We start from the raw sequence: 18540 nt of genomic DNA on the forward strand, positions 1-18540 counted from the left end.
ACCAGCGGTCCCGGCGGTGTGGGGCGCCGATGTCGGACGCGCGTACACATGCCCATCGAGCATCAAGCCCGAGGGCGGCAAGGTCGGCGAGCACGACGTCAAGTCCGGGACGCCGGGCAACGATGGCTGCGACGTTCTCCAGGACGAGGTAGCGGGGTCGTAGAACGCCCACGGCGTCGGCGATGTGGTGCCAGAGTCCACTACGGGTCCCTTTCCGGATACCGGCGCCCTGGCCGGCGTATGACAGGTCTTGGCAGGGGAAACCCGCGCACAGCACGTCCACGCGCGGCACGGCGGTGAAGTCGACGGCGGCCAGGTCCCCGAGGTTGGGCACCTGGGGGAAGCGGTGGGCCAGGACGGCGGCGGCGCCGGGGTCGGGGTCGGCCACCCACGCGGTGCGGGCGCCGAACACGCGCGCGGCGGCCAGGTCGAGCCCGCCGTAGCCCGAGCACAGCGAACCCAGTGTCAGGCCGGTCATGCCGCCCCCTCACCAGGCAGGATGATCAGGCCCTCGGGGGTGAGGGTGAACTCGTGCCCGTCCGGGCAGATCCACAGGTCCCCGCCCTCGTCCGGGTCGAGCGCGGCCCATACGGTGCCGGGGCGGTCGCAGGTGGGGCAGTCGGGGCCGTCCAGGACGGGCCACAGCGTGGTGCGGATGGTCCAGTCGGCGGGGCAGGCGTGGCAGTGCCACACGCTGACCTCGGTGCCGTCCAAGGAGGTGGCCGAGCCGATCCATTCCACGTCGGTGGGTCGGTCGCAGCGCGGGCAGTCCGGGCCGGTCAGCAGGGGCCATTGCTCGGCGGGCGGGACAGGTGGCCGGTTGTGAGTCATGATGGTGGGTGCCTCTTTCCAGGGCTCGGCGGTGGCTTGCGGGTCTCCGTTGGGGTCCGTGATCGGTTGGGGTAGGGCGGTCCGGCGGCGTGCTTGGTGGCTGTGCGTCGGACCGCCCGTTGCGCTCAGCCGCCGCGCAGTCGGCGAGGCGGACGGTTCATCGCGCTCCCCCTAGGGGTGCGGGTCGGGCAGGGGTGCCACCCGGCGTGGCGGCCTGGCGGGGGTTTGGGGGTTGGGTTACTGGTGAGCGGGGGTGCCACCTCGGCGTGCCACCCGGGGGTGCCAGGGCGTGCCACCCGGGGGTGCCACCTGCGTGTGCCACCTGTGCCAGCATGATCAACATGTGTGTGCGCGCAGCCCACGCGCAGCCGTGCGCGCGCACACGCGCGGGCGCTCAGGCGGCTTTCGGTCGGGAGATCAGCAGGTGTCGTTGGGTCGTGTCGTCGTAGGCCAAGACGCCCTCTTCCCGGAGTTGGCCGATCTGTTTGCGGGCCCAGGAGCGGGACAGGCCGGCGGCGGTCCACAGGTCTGACAGGTCGGCGGTGGTGAAGTCTTGGCGTCCTTCGTCGAGCCACTCGGCCAGTCGCTCGCGTAGCGTCTGGCGTGCCTCAGCGGCGGTCATGGTGGGGTCGGGAGGGGTGAACTCCCATTCTTGGTCGTCCGGGTCGTCTTCGATCGGGTCATCGATGTCGGCGGTCAGGGATGGGTCCGGGTCGGGCGTGCTCAGGTCGTCCTCCGGGCTCCACTCCTCGCTGTCCTGGTCCTCGGCAGAGGAGCTGCCGGGGGCGTCGTGGACGGCGGTCAGGGCGGGGGTGGTGTTGCGTGCGATGGCGGCGGTGAACTCGTCCACCGTCTTGGCTTCGGCGGGCCAGGCGGCGGCGTGCGCGGCGATCGCGGCGGTGTCGGGCTTGCCGTGCTCGTCGAGCCAGGCGAAGGTGCGCAGCGGCATCGCGATGCGGGCCGGGTCGATGCCTGGGGCGTCCAGGTAGGCCATGCCGGGCTGGTTGGACCCCCACAGCTCTGGGCGCGCTCCAGCGTCCTCCTGAGCCTCTGACAGCCCGAATGCGGCGTCGTGGGAGTTGGCGACCCCGAAGCACATGTTGGCCAGCTGGCCGCGGGCGATGGTGGGCATCTGCGTCCAGTCGCTGCGCTGCAACGACATGACCACGCTGCCGCCGGCCGAGCGGATGGCCTTGAGCAGCTTGAGCAACGTTTCCATGCCCGCATCGCCCAGGGCCTCGCCGATGTCGGGGAACTCCTCCAGGTGCAGGACCCAGTAGGTCAGGCCGCATCCGGGCTCCCAGTTGACGTAGCCGCGGGCCGACAGCCAGTCGGTTCGGGGCTTGAGCTGGGCGTGGATGTCGTTGATCAGGGATCGGACGCCTTGCTTGGTGGTCTCGAAGCGGTGCAACGCGGGGCGCAGCGGGCCGAGCGTCTGCTCTCCCTTGGTGATGTCGGCGGCGAACACCGCCACATCGGTGCGGGTCACGATCTCGGCCAGCATGTTCCAGGTGGCGCCGATGGACTTGCCCGCGCCGGTCTTGCCCATGTCCTGGCGGTGATGTCCGACGATGACGTACTCGACATCGTCACCGTCCTGCCAGACGCCGGGCCGCAGCGGTTCGGCGATCGAGCCGCCGGGCCGGGACGGGCCGGGCCAGGGGATCGGCTCGCGCATGATGCGCGGGTCCGACAGGGTGGCCTTGGCGCGGTCGGCGCGGTCGGTGTCGGGGGACACGGTGAGGGTGCCGGGCGGCAGGCCCATGGCGCCCTCGATGTGCTCGGTCTTCTTCTGCACGTCCGCGACGGTCTTTTGACCGGCGGGCAGCGCCATGGCGGCCTCGATCTTGCGTTCACCGGCCTTGATCGTGGCCATCCGGGCGCCGTCCAGACCGGCCTTGCCCTTGCCCTGGTCGAACAGGAACGCCAGCGGGTCAACCACCCCGGAGACACCGTGCTTGCTGCGGATGACGGTGCGGATGTTCCAGCCCGCGCAGGTCACCACGCCACCGGCCAGCAGGAACCAGCCGATCACCGGCTGGCCGATGCCCGCCACCGAGCACGAGGTGACCCACATGCCGGTGGCGAAGGTGGTGACGGTCGCCGATCCGCGGCCCAGGATGCCGCGGGTGTGGGAGACCAGCCATGTCACCCCGGACAGCACCCCGGTGCCCAGCGTCAGTCCGATCGCCGACCACGCGGCGGTCTGCCCACCGGCCTGGCCCCACAGAGTGTGCGCGGTGTGACCCATCCCGGCGACGATGGGCCAGATCAGCCACGGCGGCGCCAGCGTGGCCAGCTTGGACGCCTGAGCGGCTTTGACCCGCTCCCAGGAGGATTCCTCCACGGTCGCGACCTGCGTGTTCCTAGCAGCCATGATGCTCCCCTGCTACTCGTCCTTGAAGTCGAACTTGGGCTTCTTCGGCTTGGGGGGGTTGAGCACGTCGGCGAACTCCTTGCGGAACTGGGAGTGGAACTTCACCGACTCCACCGCCGCGCCCTTGGCGTGCTCAGAGGCGCGCCGTAGCCGGTTGCGCACCCGGCGGGCGCGCAACTTGACATCCACCCCCAACAGCAGCGGGTTGCCCTTCTGCGAGGCGATCAGCGCGCCGTACACCTCGTCGGCGGCCATGTCGAACTCGGTCGCCAGGTCCCGGCAGATGCCCCGGGACGCCTGCGAGTACTGCGTGATCGACTTGGCGCCGGTGAACGGGATGTTCGACAGCTCCGGGATGCGTTTGCGTGCGCTCACCTGCACACCTCCATGTCGAAAGGGTCATGACCAGCCGAACCTTCACCGGGCTGAGGGTCGGGATCGTCCAGGACTTCGGCGTCTATCGCGCCCACGCGGCCGGCGCGGTACTCATCGGCGATCGCGTGCCCGATCCGCGTCCACAGGTCGGGCGGGACCGCCAGCGCCGCGCCCAGCAGCGCCGCAACCGCGCGGGCCAGCAGGCAGCCCACCGCCAGCAGGCCACGCAGCACCCCCAGCGCCCACGCGCCGGGGCCGCGCCCGCTACGGTCGCCGACCGGCGGGCGGGACGTCGCCAGGGCCATCACCGGCTCCGCCAGGTGATCCGCAGCCGCGGCCGGGGCAGGTACCGCATCCGGGCCAACACCCCCAGAGCGAACCCGAACACCACCAGCCCGAAGGCCGCGGCCGGCCTCGGGGCCACCCCCAGCAGGTGCAGCAACACCAGGTACACCGACCCACCGGCGATCCCCGCCAGCATGAACCGGTCAATGAACGCCAGCCGGAACCGTCCCCGCCGGGTACGGCGCGCCGGGCGGCGGGACGGGCGAATACGGGATGCGCGGCGGGTACGGGACGGGGCACTCATGAACGGGCCTCCCTCACGGCAGGGACAGACGAAGCAGGTACACGGGCGGAAACTTCGGCCGACAGGTACGCCTGGATGTCGGCGGCCTTGGCCTGGCCACAGCGCAGCGCGGCCTTGATACGGCGGATCGAGGGCACCTCACCGGCGGACATCTCGGTGGCGAACACCTCGGCAGCGCGTACCCGAAGCGGCTCACCATCCAGGTGAGGTCGCTGGCGCGGCCGGTCAGGTACGGGTACACGGTCGGGTACAGGGTTCTCAGCGGCAGGTACGCGCGCCGGGGCAGGCACACGCGGCGCCGCCGCTTCGGCGGGCTCGCGGGTACGGCTCGGCGACGGGGCCGCCTCATCGCCGGGACCGTTGAGGGTGGGGGCGGGCTCCCCGTTGGCCAGCAGCCACGGGGTGGCACGCGAAACACCGTCTTCCACCACGCTGATCAAAAAGGCGGTGCTCGCTGCGCCGACCGGTCCCAGGGTGTGTCCTGCCAGGGTCGCCAGCCCTGCGCCGTCAAGATGCTCGGGCCAGTGGCCGGCCATGTTCAGCAGGACGCTGGTCAGCAGCGCACCCGATTCGATCCAGGTGGCGCGCTCGTCCAGATCACCACCCGCACTGCGCAGCCGCGCCCGGATAAGGATCACTCCGGCCACCACGCCCAGCAGCGCGGGCTCAACCAGCCAGGCCAGCACCGCGGCGGGCGCGTCGGTGTCCAGGCCCAGCAGGGTCACCATGCCCGCCTGGACACCGGCCGCAGACCACGCACCGAACGCGGCCATCACCGGCAGCAGGACCGCCAGCGCCAGCGTCCGGGTGCGCTCCACCCGCAACGCGCGAGCCTCGGCCGACTGCGCCACCTGATGACGCACCCGAGCGCGTTCCCCGGCCAGCACCGAACGCTGACGCAGATCAGCCAGCCGCTGCCTGGACACCCGCTCGGCCTTGCGGGTACGCGCCTCCGCACGGACCCGAGCGCGGCCTTCCTTGCGCTCCAACCGCTCCCTCAGCGCGGCCACCCGCTCCGCGGGCGTCATCTGCCGACGGCGACGCCTGGACGACCGGACCTCGGACTTGGGACGGCCCTGCGGACCAGAGGTGTCATGCTCTGCAAGCGCGGCCGGACCCGACGCGTCGTGCAGGGCCTCAGACGACGCATCGCCTCCAGCAGCTGGGGCCGACGCGTCGCGTGACTCCGGCAAAACGCGACGCTCGACCTCGGCCAGAGCCAGCGGAGTCAGCGGGACGGCGTTCATGCTGCGGCCTCCCATCCAGGGCAGTAAGGGCAGGACTCCCAGTGCGCGGGCAGCACGAACCCGGCATCGGTCCCGCACTCGGGGCAGGTGCGGCGCGCCTTGAGCGCCTTGGCCAGCGCCGCGCGCTGGGCATCGGTCGGCGCGCGCTTGGGCAGCGCCAACCGCACGTCGTACAGGTAGGCCGCCCGCACACCCGACCGATGACGCGAGGGGTAGCGGCGCGAGTACCACAGCACCTGACCGGCGACCGGCTGACCGCCCGGACGCAAACCCTGAGCAGCCAACTGCCGCCGGGTCAGCAGGTGCGGCGGCGCCATCCGCCACGGCCACGTGGGCGACCCGTACCGGGCGCCGGTCGGATCGAAGAACCGGGCAGGGCTACGACGGCGGCCCATCACAGCACCTCCGCCACGATCAGATGCGGGGGCAGCGAACGGGTGCACTGGGAACAGCGGACGCCGCGCAGCGTCGCCAGCACTGGGGCCCGGCAGCATCGCGACAGCGGGCGCTGCTCTGGGGTGCTCGGGATCATCGCGTCCTCACTCCCCCAGCGCGGCCAGCACCGGCGCCAGCCGCTCGTCCAGCAGTCGGCCGAGCCGTTTCACGGCGGCCTTGGCGTCGGCCACGGTCAGCTCTGCGGGCGCATCAGCCGGGGTGTGCAGCTGCTCGGGCGGGATACTCCACAGCAGGTGCGTGGTGGTCAGCATCGCCGGGCGCTCGGCCAGAGCGGCATCCTCGGGCGGCTCGTAGCTGGTGCTCCACCGCGGCCGGGTCCACCCGTCGAACCCGCGCACCTCGACCAGCGCCTGGGGGCACGGAACGGCCATCTGCACCCGGGCGATCAACGAACGGCCGTCGTAGCCGCTGACGGCGAAGGTCACCGACTGCACCCGCTCGGACGTCCACGTGACATACGGCGGCGACATGATCGGGGACCGGGCCACCTCCCACGCGGCACGCGCGAATTCGGCCGGATCACCGGTGATCGGGTCGTCCTCCCAGCAACGGAACTCGGAGTGGTGCAACCGCAGGTAGGCGCCGTACCGGGACACGCCATCGGACGCCAGGTCACGATCGGTGGCGTCATCGAAGATGAACAACACAAGGGCCTCTCACAGGGTCTCGGGGATCCGGCAAGGTCTGGCGCCGGGTGAGACGGCCCCACCCCCATGGGGGCTGGGGCGGGACCGCCCGGACGCGGCGCCGGCTACTTGCCGCCGGACTTGCCGGACTGCTGCTTGTCGTAGGCGTCCCGCACAGACTTGGGCTCGCCGTTCGGCCAGTCAGAGGACTTGCCCTTGGTCGGGTCATCGGCCATCGTTGGAGGTTCCTTCCTTTGAGAGGGACCCCGGGACGTCGATCTGTGGTAGGTGAGGCGTCCCGGGGCATCGGACAATCAGCGCGGCATCACGCCGCTTCCGGCCGCCGCACCGCACGGCGCAGCCCGGCCAGCTCACGCGGCAGCAGACCGGCCCACACCCCATGCGCCGGGCGCGCCCGCACCGCGTAGTCCAGGCACAGGTCCCACACCGGGCACGAGCGGCACACCTCACGCGCCGCGTCCAACCGCGCCAGCCGCTCTGCGGGCGGCTCGACCTCGAAGCTGTCCGGGCCGGTGTGCAAGTCCGGGTCATGCCGGCACTCCGCACGCTCGGCCACCTGCGACAGCAGGACGGTCAACGGCAGGTCCGAAGGGCGAGTGCCCATCGCGATCTCCTTGAGGTCCGTGATCGGTTGGAAGCCCGGCACCGGCGGCGCGCTTGGCGGCTTGTGCGCCGGTGCCGGACGAGAGCGAGACGGCAACATCGCAGGTCAGCCACCCAGCGAGTTGGAGAACGTGATGATCGCGCCAACGATCTTGTTGACCAGCTCAGCGGCCGACTGCGGGTTGTTGACCGCGTAAATCGCGATCGCGACAACCGCGAGGTACTGCGGAATCTTGCTCGTACGCTCGGGGAACATGTCTGCTACCTCCGATCGACCGTCTTAGTACGGTCGCTCTGTATTGGAACAGTAGGGACGAGTGGAGGGGCTGTCAAGCCTCCGTCTCAAGACGGTTCAGTTAGGGTGTGATCTGTGGCGAAGCGGGATGAGCAGTTGCCGAGTCGGCGCCTGGCTGCCCTGTTGCGGGCAGAGATCGAGCACGGGGACCGGTATCCGGCAGGAAGTCGGCTGCCCGGACTTCGCCAGCTTGCGGCCGATCACAGCGTTGCCCTGAATACCGCGGCCACCGCCGTTCAGCTGCTGGCGAAGGAAGGACTCGTCGAGGTCCGGAAGGCCAGCGGCGCCTATGTCCGGGATCCATCCGTGCGTAAAGCGAGCGAACGAGACCTTCGGGTCGAGCTGGTCAAGGTTCGCGAGAGGATCGACCAGGCACGATCTGAACTTGCCAGCGCCGAACAAGCTGTGCAGGACCTCCTTGACCGGCTTCCCCCGCAAGACGCCGCTCAATGAGTGAGTCCTTGCGCGGATCATCGACGGGGGTTCGCCTACCTCGTTAGCCTTGGGCACAGACCAGAGCTTCGCCGCTCTCCAGTGAGGTCGACAGGACGCACTGGGGGGCGCAGATGTGCACTCAGGGCAGGACATGGCTGCCAGGACCCCCAATGATCGTCTCGCCCGGCTGATGGCCGATGCTGGCTTCGACTCGCACAAGGCTTTCGCCCGGGCCGTCCTGGACGAGTCGCAACGGGCGGGCGAGCCTCTTCGACGGTGCGATCACACATACGTGGCTCGATGGCTGGATGGCATGAGTCCCCGCGGCAAAACCCCCATGTTCATTGCCGCGGCTCTGGGGCGAAGACTCGGCAGGCGCGTCGCTCTTTCAGAGATCGGAATGGCGACCGCAGGCGAAGCCCCACCGCTTACCCTCGGCCTGGAGTATCCCGAATCATTGAACGATGGCGCCGAGAACGTGGCGCGACTATGGCGCGCAGACTTGGACGATTCCTCACTTGTCCTGAGACCACAAGTCGATCCCAGTGCATGGGAGTCCGTCTCGCTACGGTGGCTGGTTAATCCAAGCGTCTCCGGAAATCTATCTACTCACGGGGCGAACATCGGCGAATCCGACGTCATGCGCTTCCGGACCACAGTTGGCCTGTTCTCCCAGTTGGACAACAGGTTTGGTGGCGGCCATGCCCGTCAGTCTCTCGTCCAGTACCTTGCGACCGATGGCGAGCGTCTTCTTAGGGGTCGTTATACGGACTCAGTAAGACGCAACGTCTTTTCATCAGTTGCTGAGGCAACGCTTCTTGCCGCATGGATGTCGTATGACAGCGGTCTCCATAGCTTGGCACAGCGATACTTCATTCAGGCGCTGGGCTTGGCCCAGGCTGGCGACGACCGCCTACTTGCAGCCAGCATCCTCGACGCGATGAGCCACCAGGCAACGTTCGTAGGACGCTTCCGAGACGCGGCAAATCTCGCACGCGCGGCCAAGGCCGGAACCCAGGGGATTGCCACACCAACCCTGTCCGCCCACTTCTCAGCCATGGAAGCGCGAGCCCTTGCGAGACTCGGCGACGCACGAGCTTGCGATCTCGCCTTGTCTGAGGCTGTCAAAGAATTCGAGCGGAGGAACCCCGAAGACGATCCCGAGTGGATCCGCTACTTCGATGATGCTGAACTTGCCGCGGAGTTCGGGCATTGCTTCCGCGACCTCGGCCGCCCGGTAGATGCATCCAGGTACGCGGACCAATGCCTTGGGACGATCGATGATGGGGTCTATCTGCGAAGCGACTTCTTCGCAACGATGGTGCTTGCCGATTCTCACCTCAACGCGGGCGAGCCGGAGCGCGCATGCATGGTGGCGCTCGAAGCGTTGAAGCTAGGTGAACAACTCAGGTCGGCCCGTTGCGTGAGTTACCTTCGGGAGTTCCGTGAACGCCTCCAGGCAATTGGCATGTCCCCTGCAATCGCATCCTTCAACGAGCAAGCCCGAGCGTCGCGTCTTTGGCGCATAGCCTCTTCGTCCGGCCAGCGGTGAAGTTCACCAAGGCTTCCAATCCTTGCGGCTCCCGCCATCTCGGAGAGTGCCGATGCGCTTCCAGACCTCCGATGCCACTTGAGCGTTCTCCCCTGCTTTCTGGGCCAGCCACGTCACCATAAGAAGTTCTCTGGTGTCTCGCATGACGGGATAACCCTCCCACGCCATCACGTCAAAGCCGTACTCCCGCGCGAATGTTGCATACTCCTGTTGCGTATGCCAGCCAAAATGCTCATAGTAGAGAGCAGTCAAAACCAGATCCCACTCCCGAGGTCCGATCGCAAACCCGTCCAGGTCCATCAGGGTTGGGATGCCGCCTCTATCACGCAGCACATTTCCCACGCTGGCATCACCATGGATCACGCCACGGGGCAGGACTGGCTTCAATTCTTTCCATTGAGCTTTCAACCTCGCGAGCCGCACCGTCAGAAAGTTCCGATCATCCTCAACCAGACGGGTAGCCGAACGGATGCGATCTTCTGCGCGGCTGAACGGGTCGAGGGCGGGAAGGTCGAGGCCAGACGGAGATTCGAGCAGGTGAAGCCTGCGAATTACGTGCGCGATTTCTGCGGTAGACGCCCAATCATCTCCATCATCGGATACCGCCGCCCAGAAGGTGACCGGCAGCCCTTCGACGATGACCGGCTGTTCGACGTCGAGGGCACGCACGGCCGGATAGTCGACCGACTCAAGCCAGCGCGCAACCTCGACGCCACGCCTTGCCTCAGGAAGGTCTTCCGGGCTCCGAGCGATCCGGACCACCACAGGCACCTGGAGGCGGTAGACCGCGTTCGACCCCAGACGCAGGAGCCACGCGCCATGTGGGTCCTGCCCTGCCGCTTCACAGGCCAGCCGAAGTATGCGGGCGGTGTTCTCTCGGGTGAAGGATTCCGTCTCGCCCTGCTTGGCGGCAGCTGGTCCGTGTCCCGTCATGCTTGGCACGCTACCCGCTGCGCTGGCGTCCGCTGGATCTGAGGTGGCCGGACCAAGTGTCCTCACCCCCACGCCTAGCCAGCACGGAGGTCGAGGGCGAGGTCTGCGCCAGCAACTCGGGTCAGGACTGACCAGAGGTTTCAGGCTCCTGTGGTGGGTCCACGTCAGGTGAACCGGGGACCCTGACCAAAGGATCCGCAGCGCTCCTCAACAAGGACGCTGCGAGGAGGAGGGGCGCTTGCTCGCTCTGGGGGCGGGAGGGCCTTCAGTCCCGATGGTTCCCCATGTGTTCCCAAGGAACCTCAGAGACGATGCAGGCGGGGCCTCTGTGAGGCTCCCGCCGCAGGTAGTTCGCTGGCTGGGGTACCAGGACTCGAACCTAGACTAACTGAACCAGAATCAGTCGTGCTGCCGATTACACCATACCCCAGTGCGGTAAACGGCCCCCGTTGGGGCCGCTCGCGCCTCGAAGAGAATACAGGACCCCGGAGGCTTGGACCAAAACGATTGGCCCGTGCGCACGGGCGTTCAGCGCGGGAGGCCGGGCGGGTCCTGAGACGGTCACCGGCGCGCGCCGCCGGGGTGTACGCCTATTCGCGGGCGATGACCCGGTTGGTGAGCTCGCCGATGCCCTCGATGCTCACGGTGACCTCGTCCCCGATCTCCAGGGGGCCGACGCCCGCGGGCGTGCCGGTCAGGATGACGTCGCCGGGCAGCAGCGTCATCACCTGGCTGACGTACTCGACGAGGGTGGGCACGTCGTGCAGCAGCAGGGAGGTGCGGGCGTCCTGCTTGGTGACGCCGTTGACGGTGGTCCTGACGGCCAGGTCGGACGGGTCTGCCTCGGTCTCGATCCACGGCCCGAGCGGGCAGAAGGTGTCGAAGCCCTTGGCCCGGGTCCACTGCCCGTCCTTGCGTTGCAGGTCGCGGGCGGTGACGTCGTTGGCGCAGGTGTAGCCGAGGATGACCTCGCCGGCGCGGGCGGCGGGCACCTCCCGGCACAGCCGGCCGATCACCACGGCCAGCTCGCCCTCGTAGTCGACGCGCTCGCTGAGCTTGCCGGGGTACGCGATGGCCTCTCCGGGGCCGATCACCGCGGTGGACGGCTTGCCGAAGATCACCGGCTCGTCGGGCACCTCGCCGCCCATCTCGCGGGCGTGCTCGGCGTAGTTCCTGCCGATCGCGATCACCTTGCTGGGCAGGATGGGCGCCAGCAGCCGGACGTCGGCCATGGGGTAGCGCAGGCCGGTGAAGGTGAGCTCTCCGAAGGGGTGGGCCGCGATGGCGGCGACGGTGTTCTCCTCCACCACCCCGAAGGACACGCCTTCGTCGGTGGTGAACCTCGCGATACGCATGGCCACGAGGGTAGCGTCGGCGCGGCCCGCGCCCGGCGGCAGGTGAGAACCGGCCGGTAGGTGCGGGCCGCCTTACGGCCGGCCCGCGCCCGTCAGAACCCGCAGGGCTTGCCGTTGAGCCGGCACTTCTGCGGCTGGACGGGTGAGCCCTCCGCGCCGTACTGGATCTCCCAGGTGGCGCCCGGCTGGATGGCCGGGGCGTTCTCCAGGTTGCCGATCTCCACCTGCTCGCCCTTGCGGACCAGCCGGGCGCCCCAGATGTTCTTCACGTTGGCGTCGGGCACGGTGAAGGTGATCCGCCAGGTGCGCATCGGCTCGCGGCTCCGGTTGGTGATGACCAGCTTGCCCTCGAAGTAGCCGGGGTCCCTCTGGACGAGCTGGTAGGTGATCCCCTCACCGTTCACGACCGGCCCGGCGGGAGGCGCGGTGGGCTCGGGGACGCCGCCGTCGGGAGCCTGCGAGCCGGGGGCTCCGCCGGGAGCGTCGTCCGGAGCGCCGCCGGGTGCCGGGCTTCCGGTCGGCCCGGGGCCGCCGCCGGGTGCCGGTGCGGTGGCCGCGGGGGACGTCGGTGCCGCGGGCGGGGACGACTGCGAGACGGGTCCCCGCGGGTTGTCGCCATCGGCCATGAGGAAGGCGACGGCGGCGCCGCCCAGGGCCAGCAGGACCACGACGGCCCCGATGAGGAGGAGGGGCCTGCGCCCCGAGCGTCCGTTCCCGGTCCCCGCGACGGGTCCGGTGGGCGGCGACATCCCCGGGACGAGCGGTGCCTGCGGAGGCGGAGGAGGCGCCTGCGAGAACGCTGCCTCGGGCGCGGTGGGACCGGCGGAGGGCGGGACGGGAGCGGCAAGAGGGGGCGACGGCATCGGGGACGCCGCCTGGTGCGGCTCGGTGGGACCGGCGGGCGTCTCGGGAACGGGCGCCGGGGCGGGCGCCACCGGTGCTCCCTGCTCGAACGCGGCCTGCTGCCGCCCGGTGGCCTCCTCGGCGCCGAACTGCTCCGTCCACGGCCCCGCCGGAACCTCGGGGGTGGCGGGCGGGATGGGCGCCACCCGCACGGAGTCGGGCGCGGCCTCGGGGGCCGTCGCGATGGGTGCCGCCTCAGCGGGCGCCGCTTCGGCCGAGGCCGTCTCGGCGGGGCTCGCCTCGGCCGGGATCTCCTCCGGCTCGGGCCGTACGGCGTCGGTCAGGGTCGGCTTGGGCTCGTCCACCGCGGTGGTCCCCGCCTCGTCCTGCACCAGCGCGTAAGGGGGCAGGGGGACGCCCTGGACGGGAGGCGTGGGGTCATCGTCGTCGGGCGCCGGGACGGCCTCGGCCTGGAAGTCGGTCACCGTCGAGGGCGCCTCGGACCCGCGGTCGTCGTCCACCAGCGTGGCGCCGGCCGCGCCCGCCTCCTCCGGAGGATCGTCGGCCGGGAAGTCCTGCATGGTCGTGTCCGCGAAGCCGGAACCGGCCGTCCGGTCCACCAGGGTGTCGTCGGCGACGCTCCCGGGGCCGTTCGCGTCGTCGTCCTGGACGGGACCGGCGTACGCGTCCTGAAGCTTCGGGATCTTGAACTCGGTGGTGTCCTTGTGGTCCGGGGGGACGTACCCGGGCTCCTCGCCGCTCAACTCGGTCACCTTCCCATGCGTCGACCCTGCGTCGGCTCATGAACTCCGACGACCGGGGCGCCGGTCAGGTTCGCCTCAGCGCGCCCCCGCCGGTTCCAGCGCGCTGCGCGCGGCGGCCCGCTGGTGCCGGTCCAGCATGTCGGTGATCATGCCGATGGCGTCGGGACGGGTGGTGTCCATGCCCTCGCTGAGCCAGCGGGTGGCCTCGGCCAGCAGCGGCCTGGCCGGTCCGGCGGCACGTTCGTCGGCGAGCCGTCCCAGCACGGCGCTGAGCCGGATCGCGGCGCCGGGCCGGCCGCACTCGGCGGCCTGCCGGAACCACCGGGCGGCGCGCTCCAGGTCGTCCTCCTGCTCGTAGAGCACCCCGAGCCCGTAGGAGACGTCGGCCCAGGACCCTTCGCCGGTGGAGCACCCCGCGCGCTCGGACTGCCAGGGACGGACGGACATGCGATCACTCCGGAACGGAATCGGGAACAAGAACCAAGAACTCGGACATGAGGGGACGACGTGGCACCGGGGACTGCCGCGTCCGCGAGCGCACAACATCATGGCGGTGACCCCGCCCGCCCGCCACCGGTTTCCCCGGTATTCGTGGAATTCCTGCCGGTTGTCCGGTCAGCTCGCGACGAGATCTTCGTAGTCGGGGTGCCGGGAGATCCATCCCTTGATGAACGGGCACCTGGGCACGACCGCCAGGCCGCGCGCCCGGACGTCGTCCAGCGCGCCCCTGGCCAGCGCGCTGCCGACACCCTTGCCCTCGTACTCGGCGCCCACTTCGGTGTGGGTGAAAACGATCTTTCCGGGACGGTTCCCGTACTCGGCGAACCCGGCCAGCTTGCCGTCCACATGGATCTCGTAGCGGCTCGCCTGGGGGTTGTCGATCACGTCTTCGCTCATGCCGGGGTAATGCTCGCCGCCCCCGAGGAATTCCGCGCGCCCGCGGAACCCCCGAGCCGGCGCCTCAGCTCGCCTCGTAGCCCGCGTGCAGCAGGCAGTAGGTGACGGCCTCCTCCAGGGCCTGCCAGGACGCGGCGATGACGTTGTCCTCGACGCCGACCGTGCCCCACTCGCGCTCGCCGTCGCTGGACTCGATGAGGACGCGGGTACGGGCGCCGGTGCCGTGCGTCCCCTCCAGTATCCGCACCTTGTAGTCGACCAGCTCCAGCCGGGCCAGCTCGGGGTAGAGGCGGCCGAGGGCGACGCGCAGGGCGTTGTCGAGGGCGTTGACCGGCCCGTTGCCCTCCCCGGTCGCGATGATCCGCTCGCCCTTGGCGTGCAGCTTGACGGTGGCCTCGCTGACCATCGACCCGTCCGGGCGGCGCTCGACGATGGCGCGCCACGACTCGACCTCGAAGTGCCGCTGCCGTACGCCGGTCAGCTCCTCGCGCAGCAGCAGCTCGAAGGAGGCGTCGGCGGCCTCGAAGGTGTAGCCGGTGGACTCCAGCTCCTTGACCCGGTCGACGACGACCTTGGCCTTGTCCCCGGACAGGTCGTAGCCCAGCTCGCGTCCCTTGAGCTCGACGGAGGCGCGCCCGGCCATGCTGGAGACCAGCATCCGCATGTCGTTGCCGACCGCCGCCGGGTCGATGTGCTGGTAGAGGTTGGGATCGACCTTGACCGCCGAGGCGTGCAGGCCCGCCTTGTGCGCGAACGCCGACAGCCCGACGTACGGCTGCTGGGAGCTGGGGGTGAGGTTGGTGACCTCGGAGATCGCGTGGGCGATCCGGGTCATCTCGGCGAGCTGGTCGTCGCCGACCAGCCGCATGCCCCGCTTGAGCTGGAGGTTCCCGATGACGGTGAACAGGTTGGCGTTGCCGCTGCGCTCGCCGTACCCGTTGGCGCAGCCCTGGACGTGGGTGGCGCCGGCCTTCACCGCGGCCAGGGTGTTGGCGACCGCGCAGCCGGAGTCGTCGTGGCAGTGGATGCCGACGCGGGCGCCCGCCGAGACCACCTCGTGGACGATGTCGGCGAGCTCGTCGGGCAGCATCCCGCCGTTGGTGTCGCACAGCGCGACCACGTCCGCGCCCGCCTCGGCGGCGGTGCGGACGACCTCCAGCGCGTAGGCGGGGTTGGCCTTGTAGCCGTCGAAGAAGTGCTCGGCGTCCAGGAAGACGCGTTGGCCCTCCGCGCGCAGGTGGGAGACCGTGTCGCGGATCATCGCGAGGTTCTCCTCCAGGGTCGTGCGGAGGGCCAGCTCGACCTGCCGGTCGTGGCTCTTGGCGACGAGCGTCACGACCGGCGCGCCGGATTCGCGCAGGGCGGCCACCAGGGGGTCGTCGGCGGCCTTCATCCCGGCCCGGCGGGTCGCGCCGAACGCGGTGAGCTGCGCGTGCCTCAGGTCGAGCTCGGTACGGGCCCGCCTGAAGAACTCGGTGTCCTTGGGGTTGGCGCCGGGCCAGCCGCCCTCGATGAACCCGACGCCCAGGTCGTCCAGGTGCCGCGCGACGGCGAGCTTGTCGGCCACGGAGAGGTTGAGCCCCTCCTGCTGCGAGCCGTCCCGCAGCGTGGTGTCGTAGACGTGGAAGGCGTCACCCTGCATGTCGTTGGTCCCCCTCAGGGTTCTGGCCGTCGCGCCCTTCACCGGTCCCGGAACCTGGAAAGCAAAAAGACCCCTCACGGACGTGAGAGGTCTGCGCGCCGGCGGTTGTCCCGTAGTCAGCCGGCGCGCCAGCCGATAATCACGAGGCTGCGACGCATGATGAGCACAGTCTGCCACATGCGCCACCACACTTGGGACACGCGTCTCACAATGCGAGACGCAACCTCAACCCGCAGCGCATCCGCCCTCCGGAGAGAGAAAGCGCGACCCCGGATTGTGGATAACCGTAGGCGGACACGCTGCGGATCGGCGTCGGGGGTTCAGACGATCTTGTGGACCCAGCCGTAGGGGTCGGGGCGGGTGCCGTACTGGATGCCGATCAGTTCCTCGCGCAGGCGCATCGCGATGGGGCCGGTCTCGCCGCCGCGGATCGTGAACTCCATGTCCGGGGCCTTGACATGGCCGACCGGGCTGATCACGGCGGCGGTACCGCAGCCGAACACCTCGGTGATCTCGCCGGACTCGCAGCCTTCCCGCCACTCCTGGACGCTGATCCTGCCCTCCTCGACGGGGATGCCCAGGTCGGGGGCCAGCTTGAGCATCGAGTCGCGGGTGATGCCGGGCAGCAGCGTGCCGGTGAGCGCGGGCGTGCGCAGGCGCGCGCCCTGGCCGCCGTGCTCGGCGTCGGTCCCGTACACGAAGAACAGGTTCATCGAGCCGACCTCCTCGACCCAGCGGCGCTCCACCGCGTCGAGCCAGACGACCTGGTCGCAGCCGTGCTCCACGGCCTGGGCCTGCCCGGCGAACGAGGCGGCGTAGTTGCCGCCGGTCTTGGCCTCGCCGGTGCCGCCGGGGGCGGCGCGGGTGTAGTCGCGCGACAGCCACACCGAGACGGGCTTGATGCCGCGGGCGTAGTAGTTCCCGGAGGGGGACGCGATCACCACGAACATGTACTCGTCGGCGGGCTGGTTGACGCCCAGGGCCCGGGTGGTGGCGAACATGAAGGGACGCAGGTAAAGGCTCTGGCCCTCACGGGTGGGGACCCACTCCCTGTCGGTGCTGACCAGTATCTCCAGGGAGTCCACGAAGAGCTGCTCGGGAATCTCGGGCATGGCCATCCGCCGGGCCGAGCGGTTCATCCGGGCGGCGTTGGCGTACGGCCGGAACGTCACGATGGTGCCGTCGGCCTGCCGGTACGCCTTCAGGCCCTCGAACAGCTCCTGGGAGTAGTGGAAGACCTGGCTCGCCGGGTCCATGGGGATCGGGCCGTACGGTTCGAGCCGGGCGTCGTACCAGCCCTTGCCCTCCTTGTACCGGATGGTGACCATGTGGTCGGTGAAGTGCAGGCCCCAGCCCGGATCGGCGAGGACGCGTTCGCGCTCTTCGGCCGTCGCGGATCGCTCATTGAGCGTGATCTGGAAGTCCTGGGTGGTCATCGTGGGTCCTCTCCCGGATCGCCGACCGCGGCCCCATCGCCGCGCGGCACTCCTTACTAGTCCATATTGTCGTGCTTCATCCAGCTCACTCCTCCTATCGCGACGCGCACACGCGAAAACCGGGCGCGCCCGTAGGAGGCGCGCCCGGTCATGAGCGGACGCGCCGCTAGCCGGATACTCGCTTCGCGATGGCGTCGCCGACCTGGGCGGTGGAACGCGCGCCCTGGCCCGCGCGCTCGGCCAGGTCCTCGGCGACGGCGCGCTCGACCCGGCGGGCGGCGTCGGCGGCGCCGAGGTGGTCCAGCAGCATGACCACCGACAGGATGGTGGCGGTCGGGTCGGCCTTGCCCTGCCCGGCGATGTCGGGGGCGGAGCCGTGCACCGGCTCGAACATGGACGGGGCGGTGCGCTCGGGGTTGACGTTGCCGGAGGCGGCCAGGCCGATGCCCCCGGCGATGGCGGCGCCGATGTCGGTGATGATGTCGCCGAACAGGTTGTCGGTGACGATCACGTCGAACCGGCCGGGGTCGTTCACGAAGAACATGGTGGCCGCGTCGACATGGCAGTAGTCGGTGGTGACCTGCGGGTACTCCTCGCCGACACGCTTGAGGACGCGCTGGTAGAGGTCACCGGCGAAGGTCAGCACGTTGTCCTTGTGGACGAGGGTCAGCTTGCGCCGGGGCCGGTTCGCGGCCTGCTCGAACGCGTAGCGGACGACCCGCTCCACCCCGTGGGCGGTGTTGACGCTCTCCTGCGTGGCGATCTCGTGCGGGGTGCCCTTGCGCATGACGCCGCCGACGCCCGCGTACGGGCCCTCGGTGCCCTCGCGGACGACGACCATGTCGATGTCGCCGGTGGTCACCCCGGCCAGCGGCGTGGCCACGCCGGGGAACAGCTTCACCGGGCGCAGGTTCACGTACTGGTCGAGTTCGAACCTCGCCCGCAGCAGCAGCCCCCGCTCCAGCACGCCGCTCGGGACGGTGGGGTCGCCGACCGCGCCGAGCAGGATGGCGTCCTGGCCGCGCAGCTCGTCCAGGACGGAGTCGGGCAGGGTCTCTCCGGTACGGTGCCAGCGGGCGGCGCCGAGGTCGTAGGAGGTCCGCTCGAACGTCAGCCCGGTCGAGGGCGCGACGGCGTCGAGGACCTTCAGCCCTTCGGCGACCACCTCGGGGCCGATCCCGTCACCGGGGATGACGGCCAGGTGAATGCTGCGCGAAGCCATGGGCGCACTCTACTGCAAACGTCTCAGGGCTTGGGCATTCC

General features: G+C 69.9%; 21 protein-coding genes, 1 tRNA gene and 1 pseudogene. 2 read left to right on the plus strand and 21 right to left on the minus strand.

Annotated features, from left to right (window positions below):
- Positions 1 to 4 precede the first annotated feature (4 nt).
- From QSK21_RS13585 to QSK21_RS13640, 12 genes and pseudogenes are all read right to left on the minus strand, one after another.
- A pseudogene (locus QSK21_RS13585) lies at positions 5 to 478 on the minus strand (DNA cytosine methyltransferase); the annotation flags it as partial.
- Entirely contained in the window at positions 475 to 831 is a 357-nt protein-coding gene (locus QSK21_RS13590) for a hypothetical protein (protein ID WP_285696023.1), read from the minus strand. The pseudogene QSK21_RS13585 and the gene QSK21_RS13590, both read right to left, overlap by 4 nt.
- Before the next feature lie 394 nt (positions 832 to 1225).
- Complete coding sequence (locus QSK21_RS13595) at positions 1226 to 3208, minus strand: hypothetical protein (RefSeq protein WP_285696024.1); 1983 nt, start codon at positions 3206 to 3208, stop codon at positions 1226 to 1228.
- A gap of 12 nt (positions 3209 to 3220) precedes the next feature.
- Positions 3221 to 3583 carry a TraA-like protein gene (locus QSK21_RS13600; RefSeq protein WP_285696025.1) on the minus strand — a complete coding sequence of 121 codons (363 nt, stop codon included), beginning with the start codon at positions 3581 to 3583 and terminating at the stop codon, positions 3221 to 3223.
- Positions 3580 to 3888: a hypothetical protein gene (locus tag QSK21_RS13605; protein ID WP_285696026.1), complete on the minus strand. Its 309-nt coding sequence runs from the start codon at positions 3886 to 3888 to the stop codon at positions 3580 to 3582. The genes QSK21_RS13600 and QSK21_RS13605 overlap by 4 nt, the downstream gene beginning before the upstream one ends.
- Complete coding sequence (locus tag QSK21_RS13610; RefSeq protein ID WP_285696028.1) at positions 3888 to 4172, minus strand: hypothetical protein; 285 nt, start codon at positions 4170 to 4172, stop codon at positions 3888 to 3890. Before QSK21_RS13610 ends, QSK21_RS13605 begins: the two co-directional genes overlap by 1 nt.
- The gene (locus QSK21_RS13615) at positions 4169 to 5419 is read right to left on the minus strand and encodes a hypothetical protein (protein WP_285696029.1); all 1251 of its coding nucleotides are present in this window, start codon (positions 5417 to 5419) and stop codon (positions 4169 to 4171) included. The genes QSK21_RS13610 and QSK21_RS13615 overlap by 4 nt, the downstream gene beginning before the upstream one ends.
- Positions 5416 to 5814 (minus strand): RRQRL motif-containing zinc-binding protein, encoded by a 399-nt coding sequence (locus QSK21_RS13620; protein WP_285696030.1) that lies wholly within the window; start codon positions 5812 to 5814, stop codon positions 5416 to 5418. The genes QSK21_RS13615 and QSK21_RS13620 overlap by 4 nt, the downstream gene beginning before the upstream one ends.
- Positions 5814 to 5951, minus strand: coding sequence for a hypothetical protein (locus tag QSK21_RS13625; protein ID WP_285696031.1), 138 nt, complete (start codon positions 5949 to 5951; stop codon positions 5814 to 5816). The genes QSK21_RS13620 and QSK21_RS13625 overlap by 1 nt, the downstream gene beginning before the upstream one ends.
- A 7-nt stretch (positions 5952 to 5958) precedes the next feature.
- Entirely contained in the window at positions 5959 to 6519 is a 561-nt protein-coding gene (locus tag QSK21_RS13630; RefSeq protein ID WP_285696033.1) for a hypothetical protein, read from the minus strand.
- A 307-nt stretch (positions 6520 to 6826) separates the two neighbouring features.
- Positions 6827 to 7126 carry a WhiB family transcriptional regulator gene (locus tag QSK21_RS13635; RefSeq protein WP_285696034.1) on the minus strand — a complete coding sequence of 100 codons (300 nt, stop codon included), beginning with the start codon at positions 7124 to 7126 and terminating at the stop codon, positions 6827 to 6829.
- A 105-nt stretch (positions 7127 to 7231) separates the two neighbouring features.
- Complete coding sequence (locus tag QSK21_RS13640) at positions 7232 to 7381, minus strand: hypothetical protein (protein WP_285696035.1); 150 nt, start codon at positions 7379 to 7381, stop codon at positions 7232 to 7234.
- 114 nt (positions 7382 to 7495) lie between these two features.
- Here QSK21_RS13640 and QSK21_RS13645 point away from each other — a divergent pair, with 114 nt between their 5' ends.
- Both QSK21_RS13645 and QSK21_RS13650 read left to right on the plus strand, forming a co-directional pair.
- Complete coding sequence (locus QSK21_RS13645) at positions 7496 to 7873, plus strand: GntR family transcriptional regulator (protein WP_285696036.1); 378 nt, start codon at positions 7496 to 7498, stop codon at positions 7871 to 7873.
- A 133-nt stretch (positions 7874 to 8006) separates the two neighbouring features.
- Positions 8007 to 9407, plus strand: a complete 1401-nt coding sequence (locus tag QSK21_RS13650) for an NsdA family TPR-like regulatory protein (RefSeq protein WP_285696037.1) — start codon at positions 8007 to 8009, stop codon at positions 9405 to 9407.
- A 3-nt stretch (positions 9408 to 9410) separates the two neighbouring features.
- Here QSK21_RS13650 and QSK21_RS13655 read toward each other — a convergent pair whose 3' ends face one another.
- The 9 genes from QSK21_RS13655 to QSK21_RS13695 all read right to left on the minus strand — a co-directional run bounded on the left by QSK21_RS13655 (position 9411) and on the right by QSK21_RS13695 (position 18499).
- Positions 9411 to 10340, minus strand: coding sequence for a phosphotransferase enzyme family protein (locus QSK21_RS13655; RefSeq protein WP_285696038.1), 930 nt, complete (start codon positions 10338 to 10340; stop codon positions 9411 to 9413).
- A gap of 355 nt (positions 10341 to 10695) precedes the next feature.
- A tRNA-Gln gene (locus QSK21_RS13660) sits at positions 10696 to 10770 on the minus strand.
- 160 nt (positions 10771 to 10930) lie between these two features.
- Positions 10931 to 11695, minus strand: coding sequence for a fumarylacetoacetate hydrolase family protein (locus QSK21_RS13665; RefSeq protein ID WP_285696039.1), 765 nt, complete (start codon positions 11693 to 11695; stop codon positions 10931 to 10933).
- A gap of 92 nt (positions 11696 to 11787) precedes the next feature.
- Positions 11788 to 13311 carry a cellulose binding domain-containing protein gene (locus tag QSK21_RS13670; protein ID WP_285696040.1) on the minus strand — a complete coding sequence of 508 codons (1524 nt, stop codon included), beginning with the start codon at positions 13309 to 13311 and terminating at the stop codon, positions 11788 to 11790.
- Between the two features lie 66 nt (positions 13312 to 13377).
- Positions 13378 to 13749, minus strand: a complete 372-nt coding sequence (locus QSK21_RS13675; RefSeq protein WP_285696041.1) for an SEL1-like repeat protein — start codon at positions 13747 to 13749, stop codon at positions 13378 to 13380.
- Between the two features lie 168 nt (positions 13750 to 13917).
- On the minus strand, positions 13918 to 14199 hold the full coding sequence (locus tag QSK21_RS13680) for a GNAT family N-acetyltransferase (protein WP_285696043.1): 282 nt from the start codon (positions 14197 to 14199) through the stop codon (positions 13918 to 13920).
- A 64-nt stretch (positions 14200 to 14263) separates the two neighbouring features.
- The gene (gene cimA, locus QSK21_RS13685; protein ID WP_285696044.1) at positions 14264 to 15841 is read right to left on the minus strand and encodes a citramalate synthase; all 1578 of its coding nucleotides are present in this window, start codon (positions 15839 to 15841) and stop codon (positions 14264 to 14266) included.
- A 320-nt stretch (positions 15842 to 16161) separates the two neighbouring features.
- Entirely contained in the window at positions 16162 to 17277 is a 1116-nt protein-coding gene (locus QSK21_RS13690) for a branched-chain amino acid aminotransferase (protein WP_285696045.1), read from the minus strand.
- 166 nt (positions 17278 to 17443) lie between these two features.
- Positions 17444 to 18499, minus strand: a complete 1056-nt coding sequence (locus QSK21_RS13695; protein WP_285696046.1) for a 3-isopropylmalate dehydrogenase — start codon at positions 18497 to 18499, stop codon at positions 17444 to 17446.
- Between the last annotated feature and the right edge of the window lie 41 nt (positions 18500 to 18540).

Source organism: Actinomadura sp. NBRC 104412 (assembly GCF_030269515.1).
Classification (GTDB): domain Bacteria; phylum Actinomycetota; class Actinomycetes; order Streptosporangiales; family Streptosporangiaceae; genus Spirillospora.

What these genes read in the sequence shown, in the direction of transcription:
- QSK21_RS13590 (WP_285696023.1), bottom strand. Translation starts at nt 831, where the DNA reads ATGACTCACAACCGGCCACCTGTCCCGCCCGCCGAGCAATGGCCCCTG.
- QSK21_RS13595 (WP_285696024.1), bottom strand. Translation starts at nt 3,208, where the DNA reads ATGGCTGCTAGGAACACGCAGGTCGCGACCGTGGAGGAATCCTCCTGG.
- QSK21_RS13605 (WP_285696026.1), bottom strand. Translation starts at nt 3,888, where the DNA reads ATGGCCCTGGCGACGTCCCGCCCGCCGGTCGGCGACCGTAGCGGGCGC.
- QSK21_RS13610 (WP_285696028.1), bottom strand. Translation starts at nt 4,172, where the DNA reads ATGAGTGCCCCGTCCCGTACCCGCCGCGCATCCCGTATTCGCCCGTCC.
- QSK21_RS13615 (WP_285696029.1), bottom strand. Translation starts at nt 5,419, where the DNA reads ATGAACGCCGTCCCGCTGACTCCGCTGGCTCTGGCCGAGGTCGAGCGT.
- QSK21_RS13620 (WP_285696030.1), bottom strand. Translation starts at nt 5,814, where the DNA reads ATGGGCCGCCGTCGTAGCCCTGCCCGGTTCTTCGATCCGACCGGCGCC.
- QSK21_RS13625 (WP_285696031.1), bottom strand. Translation starts at nt 5,951, where the DNA reads ATGATCCCGAGCACCCCAGAGCAGCGCCCGCTGTCGCGATGCTGCCGG.
- QSK21_RS13635 (WP_285696034.1), bottom strand. Translation starts at nt 7,126, where the DNA reads ATGGGCACTCGCCCTTCGGACCTGCCGTTGACCGTCCTGCTGTCGCAG.
- QSK21_RS13640 (WP_285696035.1), bottom strand. Translation starts at nt 7,381, where the DNA reads ATGTTCCCCGAGCGTACGAGCAAGATTCCGCAGTACCTCGCGGTTGTC.
- QSK21_RS13650 (WP_285696037.1), top strand. Translation starts at nt 8,007, where the DNA reads ATGGCTGCCAGGACCCCCAATGATCGTCTCGCCCGGCTGATGGCCGAT.
- QSK21_RS13655 (WP_285696038.1), bottom strand. Translation starts at nt 10,340, where the DNA reads ATGACGGGACACGGACCAGCTGCCGCCAAGCAGGGCGAGACGGAATCC.
- QSK21_RS13665 (WP_285696039.1), bottom strand. Translation starts at nt 11,695, where the DNA reads ATGCGTATCGCGAGGTTCACCACCGACGAAGGCGTGTCCTTCGGGGTG.
- QSK21_RS13675 (WP_285696041.1), bottom strand. Translation starts at nt 13,749, where the DNA reads ATGTCCGTCCGTCCCTGGCAGTCCGAGCGCGCGGGGTGCTCCACCGGC.
- QSK21_RS13680 (WP_285696043.1), bottom strand. Translation starts at nt 14,199, where the DNA reads ATGAGCGAAGACGTGATCGACAACCCCCAGGCGAGCCGCTACGAGATC.
- cimA (WP_285696044.1), bottom strand. Translation starts at nt 15,841, where the DNA reads ATGCAGGGTGACGCCTTCCACGTCTACGACACCACGCTGCGGGACGGC.
- QSK21_RS13690 (WP_285696045.1), bottom strand. Translation starts at nt 17,277, where the DNA reads ATGACCACCCAGGACTTCCAGATCACGCTCAATGAGCGATCCGCGACG.
- QSK21_RS13695 (WP_285696046.1), bottom strand. Translation starts at nt 18,499, where the DNA reads ATGGCTTCGCGCAGCATTCACCTGGCCGTCATCCCCGGTGACGGGATC.